Genomic DNA, 14,324 nt, shown 5'->3' on the forward strand with positions numbered 1-14,324 from the left:
CGGCGGCAGGAGTCGAGCATCGGGGTGTTCGTCGGTCTGTCTACGCTGAGTTCATGAATCCCGCGGGCACCCCCGATGCCACCCCCGACGCGAGCCCCGACGCGAGTCCGTACGACGCCCTGCTGGTCCTCTCCTTCGGCGGCCCCGAGAAGCCCGAGGACGTGGTCCCGTTCCTGGAGAACGTGACCCGTGGCCGGGGCATCCCGCGCGAGCGGCTGGAGCAGGTGGGGGAGCACTACTTCCTCTTCGGCGGGCGCAGCCCGATCAACGACCAGAACCGCGCGCTCATCGCCGCGCTCGAGAAGGACTTCGCCGACCAGGGCATCGACCTGCCCGTCTACTTCGGCAACCGCAACTGGGACCCCTACCTCGCCGACACCCTCGCCGCCATGAAGGCCGACGGGGTCAGCCGCGCGGCCGTCTTCGCCACCTCGGCCTACTCGTCGTGGTCGTCGTGCCGCCAGTACCGCGAGAACCTGTACGACGCCGTGGAGCAGGTCCCCGGCGCCCCCCGGCTCGACAAGCTCCGGCAGTACTACAACCACCCGGGCTTCATCGAGCCCGCCGTCGACGCGGTCGTGGCGGCGCTCGCCGAGCTGCCCGACGCTGGCGACCGGGCGCGCCTGGTGTTCGTCACCCACTCCATCCCGACCGCGATGGGCGAGAGCAGCGGCTCGGAGGACCCGGAGGGCCAGCCGCGGCCGGCCTACGTCCGCCAGCACCGCAGCGCCGCCGACGAGGTGGCGAGCCGGGTCAAGCAGATGACGGGTCGCAGCCACCGCCACGACCTCGTCTACTGCTCGCGCTCCGGTTCGCCGTCGACGCCGTGGCTCGAGCCCGACGTCAACGACCACCTCGAGGACCTCGCGAGCGACGGGGTGTCCGAGGTGGTGCTGATGCCGATCGGCTTCGTCTCCGACCACATGGAGGTCATCTACGACCTCGACACCGAGGCGATGGAGACCGCCAAGCGCCTGGGCATGAAGGCGGTGCGCGCCGACACGGCAGGCACGGACCCGCGCTTCGTCGCGATGGTGCGCGACCTCGTGCTGGAGCGGGCGGCCGCCGAGCGCGGCGAGACGCCCGTGCGACCGGCCGTCGGATCGCTGCCCGCGGGCCCCGACCTGTGCGGCGTCGGCTGCTGCCCCAACCCGCGCGCGCCACGCCCCGCCCTCTGCGGCCGCGACTCGTGAGCGCCACCACCGACGACGCCGCCGACCTCCGCGACCTCGCCGTCGGCCTCGCCCACGCAGGCGCCGAGCTGGCGCGCGAGATGCGGCGCGGTGGCATCGACGTCGCCGACACCAAGACCAGCGTCGTCGACGTGGTCACCGAGGCCGACACGGCGGTGGAGCGGCTGCTCCGCTCCCGGATCACCGCGGTCCGGCCCGACGACGCGATCCTCGGCGAGGAGGGCGACGACCGGCCCGGCACCAGCGGCGTGCGGTGGGTGCTCGACCCGATCGACGGCACGGTCAACTACCTCTACGGGCTGCCCGACTGTGCCGTGTCGGTCGCCGCGGAGGTCGACGGTGAGGTCGTCGCGGGCGCGGTCGTCGCCATCCCCTCCGGCGTCGAGTACGCCGCCGCCCGGGGCCACGGAGCCACCCGCGACGGCGAGGCGATCGGCGTACGTCCGACGCCGCCGCTGGGGGAGCGGCTCGTGCTGACGGGCTTCGGCTACCAGCGCTCCGTGCGCGAGCACCAGGCCGGCTGCGTCGCCCGGTTGCTCCCGGAGGTGCGCGACATCCGTCGGATGGGGTCGTGCGCCCTCGACCTGTGCCACGTGGCGGAGGGCAGCGCGGACGCGTACGTCGAGGCCGGCCCGCAGCCGTGGGACTGGTCGGCGGGCGGACTCGTGCTGCGCGAGGCGGGGGGTCGCTTCGAGCTCCTCGACGGCACCATGACCCTGCCCGGGTACCCCCGCCGCAACGTCGTCGTCGGGACGCCCGAGGACGGGTGGGACAGCTTCGTCGACGCGCTCGAAGCAGCCGGGTTCCTCGCCTGACGGAGGTGCCGTGGCTCACTCCAACGGGTGACCCGGTGGACCCGGTGTTGCGGGAATAGTGAGCCGTACCCCACTGTTCATCCGACACGTCGCGGACCGGCCCACCACAGGGCCCGTCCATGGTGCACAATCTGGCGCCGACGACGAGCACAACTGGGTCCCACTCCGCGCCGTTGACCGGCCGGCCCGGGACCCTCGTATGGGGAGAGGAACCGATGGCCACCGACTACGACGCGCCGCGCAAGACGGAGGAGGACCAGAGCGAGGAGAGCATCGAGGAGCTCAAGGCCCGACGTCACGACAAGAACTCGGGCAAGGTCGACGAGGACGAGACCGAGGCGGCCGAGTCCTTCGAGCTGCCCGGCGCCGACCTCTCGCACGAGGAGCTCGCTGTCGAGGTCATGCCTCGACAGGACGACGAGTTCACGTGCATGAGCTGCTTCCTGGTCCACCACCGCTCGCAGCTGGCCGATGAGAAGAAGCTCATCTGCCGCGACTGCATCTGACCCGCGGTAGCGCCACGAACGACGACAGCGCCCGTCCCCTCACGGGGGCGGGCGCTGTCGCGTCTCCGGCGGTGCGGTGCGGTCAGGACTGGGGCGCGGCGGCCTTCGACGCGTCCTGGCCGTCCCTCTTCAGCTGGGGCGGGAGGTGGCCGGTGGACTTCGCGTAGTAGCCGGCGGCCCGACGGGCCGCGAGCATGCGGGCGACGCCGATCAGCGTGCCGCTGACGGCCGCGAACATCACGGCCTCGGCCATGCCCACGTCGGGATCGGCGGGGTTGGCCGGCGGGTTCTTGCCCGTGGCGGCGCGCCACGAGGTGTTCAGGACCTTCTTCGCGACGGCGGCGGCGCCGATGGCGGCTGCGAGGGAGAAGGCCGAGAAGACCTTGCTGTTGGATTCCTGGGAGGCCATGTCGCGCAGCCTATCCAGAGTGGTCGGCGCTCCGGCCCACCCGGACGGCCGAGACGATGGCCTCCGGCCGACGGCAGCTCACGAGCCAGTACGGCGTGGGGTCGGCCGGGTCGGTGATGTCGACGCGCACCCCCCGCTTCAGGTAGGGCCGCAGCAGCAGGTAGGCGCGGGCGTCGGCGTCCACGCCCGCCTGGCGCCGTACGCCGTCCGCGTCCAGCGCCGTCACCTCGCCGACGTGCTCGAGGCCGATGTGGGCGCGACCGGCGTGCAGGACGCCGTCCTCGACGGCCACTCGCGGGCTCCCGTAGGCCACGAACAGGGCGATCATCACGACGAGCGCGAGCGCCGTCACGGTCCACGCGACGAACTCGTACTGGGTGTCGGCCGTCGCGGCGATCGTCGCCAGCCACACCGACGCGACCAGCATGGTGCCCTGCGCCCACCAGCGCAGCGGCACGGTGAGGCGTTCGGCGTGGTCCACGGCGCAGAGCCTATAGATTCAGTCCTCGTGCCCGACCAGCCCCTCACCCCTGACCCCCAGGCCGACCTCGCGTCCGACCTCGACGTCGCCGTGGTCCGTCTCGACCCCGACCTGCCGCTGCCGTCGTACGCCCACCCGGGTGACGCGGGCGCCGACCTCCACGCGACGGTGGACGTCACCCTGGGGCCGGGGGAGCGGGCGATGGTGCCGACAGGCCTGTCGATCGCGCTGCCGGACGGCTACGTCGCCCTCGTTCACCCGCGCTCGGGCCTCGCCGCCCGGCACGGCGTGTCGGTGGTGAACACCCCTGGCACCATCGACGCGGGCTACCGCGGCGAGATCACGGTGATGCTCATCAACCACGACCCCCGGGAGTCGGTGACGCTGGCGCGCGGGGACCGCATCGCGCAGCTGGTGATCCAGCGCTTCGAGCGCGCCCGGTTCGTCGAGGTGGGGGTGCTTCCGGAGTCGGTACGGGGGACCGGGGGCTACGGTTCTACGGGTACCGGTGCGCGATCATGAGCCGGTCCACCAGCAAGGAGACGTGACGTGAAGTTCCGCCGCAAGGCACAGTCCACCGACCCGGTCCAGGACGCGGGTACCGCGATCGAGGCCGCCGCGACGCCGGACCCCACCACCGGTCCGTTCGACGTGTCCCAGGTCGAGGGCGACGGCGTCGACCGTGCCGACCTCGGATCCGTGCTCGTCCCGCCGATCGCCGACCGCGAGCTGCGGCTCCAGGTCGACGAGCAGAGCGGGCAGGTGCGCGCGGTGATGCTCGCCGGTGCCGACGGGGCGTGTGAGTTCCAGGCCTTCGCCGCGCCGCGCAACGGCGACCTGTGGTCCGAGGTGCGTCCGCAGATCGCCGCGGACATGACCCGCCGCGGTGGGCAGGCCGTCGAGCGCGAGGGGCGCTGGGGGACCGAGCTGGTGTGCCAGATGCCGGTCAAGCGGCCCGATGGCACCGACGCGACGCAGCCCTCGCGGATCATCGGCATCAACGGCGATCGCTGGATGCTGCGTGCCTCTTTCCTCGGCCGGCCCGCGATGGACCCGGACAACACGGCCGACTGGGAGGACGCGCTCGCGCAGATCGTGGTCCGGCGCGGCGACGGCGCCATGCCCGTCGGTGAGCCGCTGCCCGTCAAGCTGCCGGACGACGCGCGTCGGGTGCGCTGAGCCGTGGCGGAGAAGAGCCGGTTGCGGCAGGCGCTGTCCAAGTGGGCCGACAGCGGCGAGGCGCACCAGCGTGACCTCCGTCAGTCGCACGCGACGGCGGAGGCCGTGGCCATCGCCGACGCGCCCGAGCGCGAGCAGGTCGTGGTCAACGGCGTGCTGCGCACGGTGACGCTGCGCCCGCGCGGTGGCGTGCCCGCCCTTGAGGCGGAGCTCGACGACGGGTCGGGCGTCATCACCGTGGTGTGGCTGGGTCGTCGGCGGATCACCGGTGTCGACCCGGGTCGCTCCGTGACCGTGACGGGCTGCATCGGGCGCCAGGGTGGCGTCCCGCTGATGTTCAACCCGCGCTACGAGCTGCGCCCGTGACGGAGGCGAGCCGCGCGTCCGGCGACGAGGTGCCCGAGCAGGTCGACCCCGCCGGGTCGGACCAGACGGACAGGGCCGCGAAGGTCGAGGCCGACACCGTCGAGGCCGTCGTGCGCCAGCAGCTCTCCAAGGCGCTGGGCGGACGGCGCGGGATGGCCGAGGCCGCCGTGCCGACGATCCTGTTCACCGTCACGTGGCTGACGCAGCGCGACCTCGACCTCGCGCTCGAGGTCAGCGTGGGGGCCGCGCTCGTGCTGCTCGCGATCCGCCTGGTGCAGCGCTCGACGGTCCAGTTCGTCGTCAACGCGTTGTTCGGGATCGCGATCGGCTGGTACTTCGTGCACCGTTCGGCCGCGTCCGGCGGCTCCGAGCAGGACCAGGCGCTGGCCTACTTCCTGCCCGGCATCCTCTACAACGGCGGGTACGCCGTCGTGCTGGCGTTCACGTGCCTCATCGGCTGGCCCCTGGTCGGCTTCATGGTCGGGAGCATCACCGGCGACGCGACGGCATGGCACGACGACCGGCAGGTCGTGCGGCTGTGCTCGCGGCTGACATGGCTCCTCGTCGCGCCGTGCGTGCTGCGAGTCCTGATCCAGGCCCCGGTGTGGCTCGCCGGCAGGTCCGGGTCGCTCGACCCCGACACGGCCGTGGCGATCCTCGGGGTCTCGAAGATCGCGCTGGGCTGGCCGCTGCAGCTCGCCGCCCTGGGCTCGATGGTGTGGCTGCTCTCGCGCAACCGCACGCCCGTGGCACCCGGCGCGGCGCCCGCCTGATCGTCGTACGGCGTCCGGGGGCCGGGCTCAGTTGGGGTGGGAGTCGGGCGAGAGCAGGTTCTCCAGCTCGGCCTCGACCTCGGCGGGCACGACGAAGAGGAGCTCGTCGCCCGACTCCAGCGGCTGCTCCGCCTCGGGCGTGTAGACCTGCCCGTCGCGCAGGATCGTGACGAGCGCGCAGTTGTCCGGGAACGGCACGAGCCCGGCGGGCGTGCCGACGTAGGGGGAGTCGGCGGACAGGGTCAGCTCGACGAGGTTCGCGTTGCCCTGGCGGAAGGTGAACAGGCGGACCAGGTCGCCGATGGAGACGGCCTCCTCGACCAGCGCCGACATGATGCGCGGTGTCGAGACGTTGACGTCGACGCCCCACGCCTCGGTGAACAACCACTCGTTGTTGGGGTGGTTGACCCGCCCGACCGTGCGCGGCACCCCGAACTCGGTCTTCGCCAGCAGCGAGGTGACGAGGTTGGCCTTGTCGTCACCGGTGGCGGCGATGACGACGTCGCACTTGCCCAGCTGGGCCTCGGCGAGGGAGGACAGCTCGCAGGAGTCGGCGAGGAGCCACTCGGCGTTGGGCACGCGCTCGGGGCGGATGGACGACGGGTTCTTGTCGATGAGGAGGACCTGGTGGCCGTTCTCGATCAGCTCGCGCGCGATCGAGCGACCCACGGCGCCGGCTCCGGCGATGGCGACACGCATCTCTCAGCTGCTCCTTCAGTCGTCTTCGGGGCCGGACTCGAGCACGGCGTAGGCGTGGGCGGCGTGCTCCTCGCGCATGACGAGGTGGAGCATGTCGCCCTCCTGCAGGACCGTCTCGCGGGTCGGGAGCATGCCCTCGCCGAGGCGGTCGATCCACGCGATGCGGCTGCGCGACTGCATCTGGAACTCGACGGTGCGGTTGCCGATCCACGCCTCGGGGATCGGCACGTGGTCGACGCGGATCGTCCCGGACGGGTCCCGGAAGTCGGGCTCGGCGCCGGCCGGGAGGAGCCGCCGCAGGATCTGGTCGGCCGTCCACTTGACCGTCGCGACCGTCGTGATGCCCAGGCGCTGGTAGACCTCGGCCCGGCCGGGGTCGTAGATGCGGGCGACGACCTGCTGCAGGCCGAACGTCTCGCGCGCCACGCGCGCGGCGATGATGTTGGAGTTGTCACCGCTGGAGACCGCCGCGAAGGCGTCGGCCCGCCGGATGCCGGCCTTCTCGAGCACCTGCTGGTCGAAGCCGTAGCCGGTGATCTTGTCGCCGTTGAACTCCGGGCCGAGGCGCCGGAACGAGTCGGGCTCGCTGTCGATGATCGACACGGTGTGGTTGCGGTCCTCGAGGCTGCGGGCGAGCGTCGAGCCGACGCGGCCACAACCCATGATCACGACGTGCACGCCAGAACCGTATCCCAGCGGGGAGTTCGGCGTCGGGCGGTCTACGCTCTCGTTCGTGAGTGTCGGTGACGTCTCGAAGCGGATCCTGCTCGGGCGCAAGCTCCGCAGCAGCCAGCTGGGCGAGACCCTTCTCCCCAAGCGCATCGCGCTCCCGGTCTTCGCGAGCGACGCGCTGTCGTCGGTGGCCTACGCACCCGACGAGGTCTTCATCATGCTCGCCGTCGCTGGCGCGTCGACCTACGTCTGGTCCTGGAAGATCGGCATCGCGGTCGCGGTCGTGATGCTCACGGTCATCGCCTCCTACCGGCAGACCGTGCACGCGTACCCCTCCGGTGGCGGCGACTACGAGGTCGCGACGGTGAACCTCGGACGCAACGCCGGCGTGACCGTGGCGAGCGCGCTGCTGGTCGACTACGTCCTGACCGTCGCCGTGTCGATCTCCTCCGCGGCGCAGTACGCCGCCGGGGCCATCCCGGGGCTGATCGGGCACGAGGCGACGGCCGCCACGATCGCGGTGATCCTGCTGACCGCGATGAACCTGCGTGGTGTGCGCGAGTCGGGTGCGTTCTTCGCGGTGCCGACCTACCTGTTCATGGTCGCCATCCTCGGCATGTGCGCCTACGGCCTGCTGCGGCTCCTCGCCGGTGACCTCCCCCAGGCCGAGAGTGCGGGCCTGGAGATCCGGCCCGACGAGGGCTGGGACGGCCCGCTGTCCCAGGTCGCGCTCCTCTTCCTCCTGGCCCGCGCGTTCTCCTCGGGGTGTGCGGCGCTGACCGGTGTCGAGGCGATCAGCAACGGCGTGCCTGCCTTCCGCAAGCCCAAGAGCCGCAACGCCGCCACCACGCTGCTCCTGCTCGGGCTGATCGCCATCTCGATGATGATGAGCGTCATCGTCCTCGCCAAGCAGATGAGCATCCGCTACGTCGACCCGCACCACCTCGACAAGCTGCGGGAGGCCGGCGGTGGGGGGTTGCCGGAGGGCTACGACCAGCACCCGGTGATCTCGCAGATCGCCAGCGGTGTCTTCGACCACTTCCCGCCGGGCTTCTACTTCGTCGTCACGGTCACGGGGATCATCCTCGTGCTCGCGGCCAACACCGCCTTCAACGGCTTCCCGGTCCTCGGGTCGATCCTGGCCCAGGACGGCCTCGCCCCGCGCTCGCTGGGCTCGCGCGGGGACCGGCTCGCCTACAGCAACGGCATCGTCTTCCTGGCGGCCATGTCGATCCTGCTGATCGTGATCTTCGACGCCGAGACCACCAAGCTGATCCAGCTCTACATCGTGGGCGTCTTCGTGTCGTTCAACCTCAGCCAGCTCGGCATGATCCGGCACTGGTCACGCAACCTCGCTACCGAGCGCGACCCCGCCGTGCGCCGGCGGATGCTGCGCTCGCGCGCGATCAACACGTTCGGCCTGGGCATGACCGCGGTCGTGCTGGTGATCGTCCTCATCACGAAGTTCCTCGCCGGTGCGTGGATCACGATCCTCGCGATGGCGTTCTTCTTCATGGTCATGAAGGCGATCTCGCGCCACTACAGCCAGGTCGAGCTCGAGCTCGCGGCCGACGAGCAGGACAAGGTCATGCCGACCCGCGTGCACGCGATCGTGCTGGCCTCCAAGCTGCACAAGCCGACCCTCCGGGCGCTTGCCTTCGCCCGCGCGACGCGGCCCAACGTGCTGGAGGCGATCTACGTCAGCATCGACACCAAGGCCACCAACCGGCTGCTGGAGGAGTGGGACGAGCGCCACCTCGACATCCCGCTCAAGGTGCTGCACTCGCCCTACCGCGAGGTCGTCCGGCCGATCGTGGAGTACACCCAGGAGATCCGCCGGGCCAGCCCGCGCGGCGTCGTGGCGGTCTACATCCCGGAGTACGTCGTCGGGCGCTGGTACGAGCAGCTGCTGCACAACCAGACGGCCCTGCGGCTCAAGGGTCGGCTGCTCTTCACGCCCGGCGTGATGGTCATCAGCGTCCCCTACCAGCTCCGGTCCTCGCAGGCCGCGCAGGAGCGCGAGAGGCGCGACGAGGTCCGCGTGCACGCAGGCGACCTGCGCCGCGGCCGCGTCACGTCGGCCAGCCGCCCGGGTCAGATCGACAGTGAGCCGTAGCAGCCGGCCGCGCCGGGCCCGTGGTCGCTCGCGGGTGGGCGAGCGCTTCGAGGCCGAGGTCGGCCCGGTCGCGCACGGCGGCCACTGCGTCGTACGGCTCCCGGATCCGGAGTCCCGCGTGGTGTTCGTCCGCCACGCGCTGCCCGGCGAGCGGGTCGTCGTCGAGATCACCGAGGGCACGGACGGTGACCGGTTCTGGCGCGGCGACGCCGTGTCGGTCATCGAGGCCTCGGCCGACCGGGTGGAGGCGCCCTGCCCCTACGCCGGGCCCGGCCTCTGCGGCGGCTGCGACTTCCAGCACGTCGCCCTTCCTGCCCAGCGCGCCCTCAAGACGTCGGTGGTGCGCGAGCAGCTCGTGCGTCTCGGCCGGCTCGACGCCGGGTCGCCTCTCGTGACCGGCCTCGAGGTCGAGGCCGTCCCGGTCGCCGGTCGCGAGGACGACGGGCTGCGCTGGCGGACGCGGCAGCGCTACGCGGTGACCGACGACGGCCGTCCCGCGATGCGCCAGCACCGCTCCCACGACCTGGTCCTCGTCGACGACTGCCTGATCGCCGTCGACGATGCCCGACCGGTCGCCGGCGCCCGCGCCGGACGTCATGGCGAGTGGTCGCCCGGGCAGCCGGACACCATGACGTCCCACGACGTCACCGTGGGCAGCGCGACCCATCCGTTCTCCGTCGCGGCCGACGGGTTCTGGCAGGTGCACCCAGAGGCCCCGCGGGTCCTCGTCGGCGCGGTGCTCGACCTGCTGCGCCCGGCGCCGGGGGAGCGGGCGCTCGACCTCTACGCCGGCGTCGGGCTGTTCGCCCGCTTCGTCGGTGAGGCGACCGGTGCCCGCATCGTCGCGGTCGAGGCCGACCGCGCCGCGTGCCAGCACGCCCGCACCAACCTCGCCGCCCTGGACAACGCGAGCGTCGAGTGCGGTCCCACCGACCGCGTCCTGCGGGCGGGTCTCGACGAGCCGTTCGACCTGGTCGTCCTCGACCCGCCCCGCGAGGGTGCCAGGCGCGCCGTCGTCGAGCAGGTCGTCGACCGCCGCCCCCGCGCGGTGGCGTACGTCGCCTGCGACCCCGCCGCCCTCGGCCGTGACGTGGCGATCTTCGCCGAGCACGACTACGAGCTCACCGCGATCCGGGCCGTCGACCTCTTCCCGATGACGCACCACGTCGAGTGCGTGGCACTGCTGGAGCCGGTCCGCCGCTGACCTTGCTGCCCCCACCGCGGCGGGGCAGGGTGGAGGCATGGCCACCTACGAGGTCAACCAGGACGCCGTCGCCCATGCCCAGCGGCTGATCGACAAGCGCCAGTACGTGCTCGACAGCGACTGGGGATCGGGGCAGCCCGGGGCCGAGGCGGAGAACGCCTACCTCGAGAGGCACTCGTTCGCCGACTACGCGCTGTGGCACCTCGGGCTCACCGTCGGGGCCAACGACGGCACCAAGGCCCGCCACGCGTTCGTGTACGGCGACCTGCGCCGCGTGCACCGCAGCGGCCTGATCGCGTGCGTCTACCGCGCGTCTGAGTGGCGGCACAAGAAGGTCGAGCTGGCCGCCCACGAGCTGCTCCAACGCCTCGACCAGAAGGCCGGCATCGGCTAGGGCACGAGCGCGGCCAGCTCGGCCAGCGCCGTCGACCGGTCGGTGGTGTCGACCACGGGCCAGCCGTTGGCAGCGGCGAGGTCCAGCAGCTGCAGGCGGCCCTCGAGGACGAGCGGGTCGCCGCCGCGCTCCTCGATGATCCGCGAGATCACCGCGGTCACGGGCGTCTCGGTCCGGTGGTGCAGCCGGTGCAGCACGACGTCGGGTGCGGCATCGAGCACCACACCGACGTACGACGCTCCCGCCACGTGCGCCGCCGCGACGAAGCGGTCGACCTGCGCGGGCGCCACGATGAGCTGGGGGAGGACCACGTCGCGACCGGTGCGCAGGTAGGCCGTCATCAGGGCGAGCGCGGTCTGACGGACGGCCTCGCCGGTGCCGACGAAGTCGTCCTCCCAGCCCGCGACCCACGATCGGAGCTCGTCGATGTCGCAGACGAGCGTGCCCGGGTGCGCGTCGGAGTGCGCGCGGGCCAGCGTCGACTTGCCGACGCCCGAGGGACCGTTGAGGTGGAGGAGGGTCGGCACGCCGGGAGGCTAGCCGAGGGGACTGGCACCGTGTGTTATCTTGACGTCAAGATACTGCGGACGTCCCAAGAACAGGGTCACCCACCTTCCCGAGTCCTCGCGTGCGAGGGCAGGATGGCCGGGTACCCGCGAACCTCCCGAGGAGATGTGGCTGATGGCCAGTCAGGACAGCTTCGGTGCCAAGGGCACCCTGGACGTGGACGGACAGTCCTACGAGATCTACCGCCTGGACGCGGTGAAGGGTGAGGGCCTCGACGTCGAGAGCCTGCCCTTCTCGCTGAAGGTGCTGCTGGAGAACCTGCTCCGCACCGAGGACGGCGCGGACATCACCGCGGACCACATCAAGGCGATCGCCGGCTGGGACGCGAGCGCCGCGCCCGACCAGGAGATCCAGTTCACGCCGGCGCGCGTGATCATGCAGGACTTCACGGGCGTCCCCTGCGTCGTCGACCTCGCCACCATGCGCGAGGCGATGGCCGAGCTCGGCGGCGACGCCACGAAGATCAACCCGCTCGCGCCGGCCGAGATGGTCATCGACCACTCCGTCATCGCCGACGTCTTCGGCACGCCCGGCGCCTTCGAGCGCAACGTCGAGATCGAGTACGAGCGCAACCGCGAGCGCTACCAGTTCCTGCGCTGGGGCCAGGGCGCCTTCGACGACTTCAAGGTCGTGCCGCCCGGCACCGGCATCGTCCACCAGGTCAACATCGAGCACCTCGCGCGCGTCGTGATGGTGCGTGACGGCGTCGCCTACCCCGACACCTGCGTCGGCACCGACTCCCACACCACGATGGTCAACGGCATCGGCGTGGTCGGCTGGGGCGTCGGCGGCATCGAGGCCGAGGCCGCGATGCTCGGTCAGCCGGTCTCCATGCTCATCCCGCGCGTCGTCGGCTTCAAGCTGTCCGGCGAGCTGCCCGAGGGCTCCACCGCCACCGACCTGGTGCTCACGATCACCGAGATGCTCCGCGAGCACGGCGTGGTCGGCAAGTTCGTCGAGTTCTACGGCGAGGGCGTGTCCGCGCTGCCGCTGGCCAACCGCGCCACGATCGGCAACATGAGCCCGGAGTTCGGCTCGACCATCGCCGTCTTCCCGATCGACGACCAGACCGTCGACTACCTCCGCCTCACCGGCCGCACCGACGAGCAGCTCGCGCTCGTCGAGGCGTACGCCAAGGAGCAGGGGCTGTGGCACGACCCGAGCGCCGAGCCGCGCTACAGCGAGCGCCTCGAGCTCGACGTGTCCACCGTGGTGCCGTCGCTGGCCGGGCCGAAGCGCCCGCAGGACCGCGTCGAGGTCTCGGTCGCGAAGGACTCCTTCCGCGCCGCGCTGGCCGACTACGTCGACGAGGGTGACTCCGACCCGGACGACGCCGTGAAGGCGTCCGGCTACGACGAGGCCGTCGAGGAGTCGTTCCCGGCCTCCGACGCGCCGAGCCACGAGGGCGGCAACGGCAAGCCCGTCCACGCCGACGCCCCGAAGGACGCCGGACGCCCGAGCAAGAAGACGAAGGTCTCGCTCGACGGCCAGGAGGTCGAGATCGACCACGGCGCCGTCGTGATCGCCGCGATCACCTCGTGCACCAACACCTCCAACCCGAGCGTGATGATCGGCGCGGCCCTTCTTGCCAAGAACGCCGTCGAGAAGGGTCTCTCGCGCAAGCCGTGGGTCAAGACCTCGCTCGCGCCCGGCTCCAAGGTCGTGTCCGACTACTACGAGCGTGCCGGCCTGACGCCGTACCTCGACAAGCTCGGCTTCAACCTCGTCGGCTACGGCTGCACCACCTGCATCGGCAACTCCGGCCCGCTCATCCCCGAGGTCTCGGCCGCCGTCAACGAGGCGGACCTCGCGGTCGTCTCGGTGCTGTCGGGCAACCGCAACTTCGAGGGCCGGATCAACCCGGACGTGAAGATGAACTACCTCGCGTCGCCGCCGCTCGTCGTGGCCTACGCCCTGGCCGGCTCGATGGACGTCGACCTGTTCGGCGACCCGCTCGGCCAGGACACCGACGGCAACGACGTGTTCCTCAAGGACATCTGGCCGAGCCCGCAGGAGGTCGAGGAGACGATCGCCCGCGCGATCACCTCGGACATGTTCGGCTCGTCCTACGCCGACGTGTTCAAGGGCGACGAGCGCTGGCAGTCGCTCCCCACGCCCGAGGGCAACACCTTCGAGTGGGACGAGGACTCCACCTACGTCCGCCGTCCCCCCTACTTCGACGGCATGCCCGACGAGCCGGAGCCGGTCACCGACATCGTCGGCGCCCGGGTGCTGCTCAAGCTGGGTGACTCGGTCACGACCGACCACATCAGCCCGGCCGGCGCGATCAAGAAGGACAGCCCCGCCGGGAAGTACCTCGCCGAGCACGGCGTCGAGCAGCGCGACTTCAACTCCTACGGCTCGCGCCGCGGCAACCACGAGGTGATGATCCGGGGCACGTTCGCCAACATCCGCCTGCGCAACCAGATCGCGCCGGGCACCGAGGGCGGCGTGACCAAGGACTTCACGAAGGACGGCGAGGTCACCAGCGTCTTCGAGGCCAGCCAGAACTACCAGGCGGCCGGCACGCCGCTGGTCGTCCTGGCCGGCAAGGAGTACGGCTCGGGGTCGTCGCGCGACTGGGCGGCCAAGGGCACGGCGCTGCTGGGCGTGAAGGCCGTCATCGCCGAGTCCTACGAGCGCATCCACCGCTCCAACCTCATCGGCATGGGCGTCATCCCGCTGCAGTTCCCCGACGGGAAGACCGCCGACGACCTCGGCCTCACCGGTGCGGAGATCATCAGCATCAGCGGGATCACCGAGCTCAACGACGGCACGACGCCCAAGACCGTGACGGTCAAGGTGGAGCCGGCTCCCGGCACCGACCAGGCGCACGGCGAGACCAGCGAGTTCGAGGCGACCGTCCGCATCGACACCCCCGGCGAGGCGAACTACTACCGCAACGGCGGGATCATGCAGTACGTCCTGCGCAACCTCCTGCGCGGCTGAC

16 protein-coding genes are annotated in these 14,324 nt (G+C 71.5%); 11 read left to right on the forward strand and 5 right to left on the reverse strand.

The genetic code is table 11. The annotated features are described in order from the left end of the window. The first annotated feature begins 53 nt into the window (after nucleotides 1-53). The 3 genes from L2K70_RS08350 (at nucleotide 54) to L2K70_RS08360 (ending at nucleotide 2,514) form a co-directional block, all read left to right on the forward strand. Nucleotides 54-1,193 (forward strand): ferrochelatase, encoded by a 1,140-nt coding sequence (locus L2K70_RS08350; RefSeq protein WP_236401207.1) that lies wholly within the window; start codon nucleotides 54-56, stop codon nucleotides 1,191-1,193. Continuing rightward, on the forward strand, nucleotides 1,190-2,008 hold the full coding sequence (locus L2K70_RS08355; RefSeq protein ID WP_236401209.1) for an inositol monophosphatase family protein: 819 nt from the start codon (nucleotides 1,190-1,192) through the stop codon (nucleotides 2,006-2,008). The genes L2K70_RS08350 and L2K70_RS08355 overlap by 4 nt, the downstream gene beginning before the upstream one ends. A gap of 215 nt (nucleotides 2,009-2,223) precedes the next feature. Beyond that, the gene (locus tag L2K70_RS08360; protein WP_121143038.1) at nucleotides 2,224-2,514 is read left to right on the forward strand and encodes a DUF4193 domain-containing protein; all 291 of its coding nucleotides are present in this window, start codon (nucleotides 2,224-2,226) and stop codon (nucleotides 2,512-2,514) included. Nucleotides 2,515-2,596: 82 nt separating this feature from the next. On the opposite strand, the gene L2K70_RS08365 is transcribed toward L2K70_RS08360, so the two are convergent. Together L2K70_RS08365 and L2K70_RS08370 are read right to left on the reverse strand one after the other, a co-directional pair. Then, complete coding sequence (locus L2K70_RS08365; RefSeq protein ID WP_236401211.1) at nucleotides 2,597-2,923, reverse strand: DUF4235 domain-containing protein; 327 nt, start codon at nucleotides 2,921-2,923, stop codon at nucleotides 2,597-2,599. Between the two features lie 10 nt (nucleotides 2,924-2,933). Then, nucleotides 2,934-3,404: a DUF3093 domain-containing protein gene (locus L2K70_RS08370; RefSeq protein ID WP_236401213.1), complete on the reverse strand. Its 471-nt coding sequence runs from the start codon at nucleotides 3,402-3,404 to the stop codon at nucleotides 2,934-2,936. A 27-nt stretch (nucleotides 3,405-3,431) separates the two neighbouring features. Here L2K70_RS08370 and dut point away from each other — a divergent pair, with 27 nt between their 5' ends. Genes dut through L2K70_RS08390 form a run of 4 tightly spaced genes read left to right on the forward strand, consistent with a single transcriptional unit; the run spans nucleotide 3,432 to nucleotide 5,722 of the window. Beyond that, entirely contained in the window at nucleotides 3,432-3,926 is a 495-nt protein-coding gene (dut, locus tag L2K70_RS08375) for a dUTP diphosphatase (RefSeq protein ID WP_308195763.1), read from the forward strand. A gap of 27 nt (nucleotides 3,927-3,953) precedes the next feature. Then, nucleotides 3,954-4,583: a DUF3710 domain-containing protein gene (locus L2K70_RS08380; RefSeq protein WP_236401215.1), complete on the forward strand. Its 630-nt coding sequence runs from the start codon at nucleotides 3,954-3,956 to the stop codon at nucleotides 4,581-4,583. Between the two features lie 3 nt (nucleotides 4,584-4,586). Continuing rightward, complete coding sequence (locus L2K70_RS08385; RefSeq protein ID WP_236401217.1) at nucleotides 4,587-4,949, forward strand: OB-fold nucleic acid binding domain-containing protein; 363 nt, start codon at nucleotides 4,587-4,589, stop codon at nucleotides 4,947-4,949. Then, nucleotides 4,946-5,722: a DUF3159 domain-containing protein gene (locus L2K70_RS08390; RefSeq protein ID WP_236401220.1), complete on the forward strand. Its 777-nt coding sequence runs from the start codon at nucleotides 4,946-4,948 to the stop codon at nucleotides 5,720-5,722. Before L2K70_RS08385 ends, L2K70_RS08390 begins: the two co-directional genes overlap by 4 nt. 27 nt (nucleotides 5,723-5,749) lie before the next feature. On the opposite strand, the gene L2K70_RS08395 is transcribed toward L2K70_RS08390, so the two are convergent. After that, on the reverse strand, nucleotides 5,750-6,421 hold the full coding sequence (locus tag L2K70_RS08395) for a potassium channel family protein (RefSeq protein ID WP_236401222.1): 672 nt from the start codon (nucleotides 6,419-6,421) through the stop codon (nucleotides 5,750-5,752). Nucleotides 6,422-6,436: 15 nt separating this feature from the next. Beyond that, nucleotides 6,437-7,099, reverse strand: coding sequence for a potassium channel family protein (locus L2K70_RS08400; protein ID WP_236401224.1), 663 nt, complete (start codon nucleotides 7,097-7,099; stop codon nucleotides 6,437-6,439). A 55-nt stretch (nucleotides 7,100-7,154) separates the two neighbouring features. On the opposite strand from L2K70_RS08400, the gene L2K70_RS08405 reads away from it, so the two are divergent. The 3 genes from L2K70_RS08405 to L2K70_RS08415 are packed head-to-tail and all read left to right on the forward strand — an operon-like array spanning nucleotide 7,155 to nucleotide 10,807. Further along, nucleotides 7,155-9,209: an APC family permease gene (locus L2K70_RS08405; protein WP_236401226.1), complete on the forward strand. Its 2,055-nt coding sequence runs from the start codon at nucleotides 7,155-7,157 to the stop codon at nucleotides 9,207-9,209. Next, the gene (locus L2K70_RS08410) at nucleotides 9,199-10,413 is read left to right on the forward strand and encodes a class I SAM-dependent RNA methyltransferase (protein WP_236401228.1); all 1,215 of its coding nucleotides are present in this window, start codon (nucleotides 9,199-9,201) and stop codon (nucleotides 10,411-10,413) included. Before L2K70_RS08405 ends, L2K70_RS08410 begins: the two co-directional genes overlap by 11 nt. 37 nt (nucleotides 10,414-10,450) lie before the next feature. Then, entirely contained in the window at nucleotides 10,451-10,807 is a 357-nt protein-coding gene (locus L2K70_RS08415; RefSeq protein WP_236401230.1) for a hypothetical protein, read from the forward strand. On the opposite strand, the gene L2K70_RS08420 is transcribed toward L2K70_RS08415, so the two are convergent. Continuing rightward, nucleotides 10,804-11,334 (reverse strand): AAA family ATPase, encoded by a 531-nt coding sequence (locus L2K70_RS08420; protein ID WP_236401233.1) that lies wholly within the window; start codon nucleotides 11,332-11,334, stop codon nucleotides 10,804-10,806. The genes L2K70_RS08415 and L2K70_RS08420 overlap by 4 nt on opposite strands. A gap of 154 nt (nucleotides 11,335-11,488) precedes the next feature. Here L2K70_RS08420 and L2K70_RS08425 point away from each other — a divergent pair, with 154 nt between their 5' ends. Then, nucleotides 11,489-14,323, forward strand: coding sequence for an aconitate hydratase (locus L2K70_RS08425; protein WP_303645854.1), 2,835 nt, complete (start codon nucleotides 11,489-11,491; stop codon nucleotides 14,321-14,323). The last annotated feature ends 1 nt before the right edge of the window (nucleotide 14,324 follow it).

Origin of the sequence: Nocardioides potassii (genome assembly GCF_021648885.1) — a bacterium.
Lineage (GTDB): Bacteria > Actinomycetota > Actinomycetes > Propionibacteriales > Nocardioidaceae > Nocardioides > Nocardioides potassii.

What these genes read in the sequence shown, in the direction of transcription:
- L2K70_RS08350 (WP_236401207.1), top strand. Translation starts at nt 54, where the DNA reads ATGAATCCCGCGGGCACCCCCGATGCCACCCCCGACGCGAGCCCCGAC.
- L2K70_RS08425 (WP_303645854.1), top strand. Translation starts at nt 11,489, where the DNA reads ATGGCCAGTCAGGACAGCTTCGGTGCCAAGGGCACCCTGGACGTGGAC.
- L2K70_RS08365 (WP_236401211.1), bottom strand. Translation starts at nt 2,923, where the DNA reads ATGGCCTCCCAGGAATCCAACAGCAAGGTCTTCTCGGCCTTCTCCCTC.
- L2K70_RS08395 (WP_236401222.1), bottom strand. Translation starts at nt 6,421, where the DNA reads ATGCGTGTCGCCATCGCCGGAGCCGGCGCCGTGGGTCGCTCGATCGCG.
- L2K70_RS08360 (WP_121143038.1), top strand. Translation starts at nt 2,224, where the DNA reads ATGGCCACCGACTACGACGCGCCGCGCAAGACGGAGGAGGACCAGAGC.
- L2K70_RS08415 (WP_236401230.1), top strand. Translation starts at nt 10,451, where the DNA reads ATGGCCACCTACGAGGTCAACCAGGACGCCGTCGCCCATGCCCAGCGG.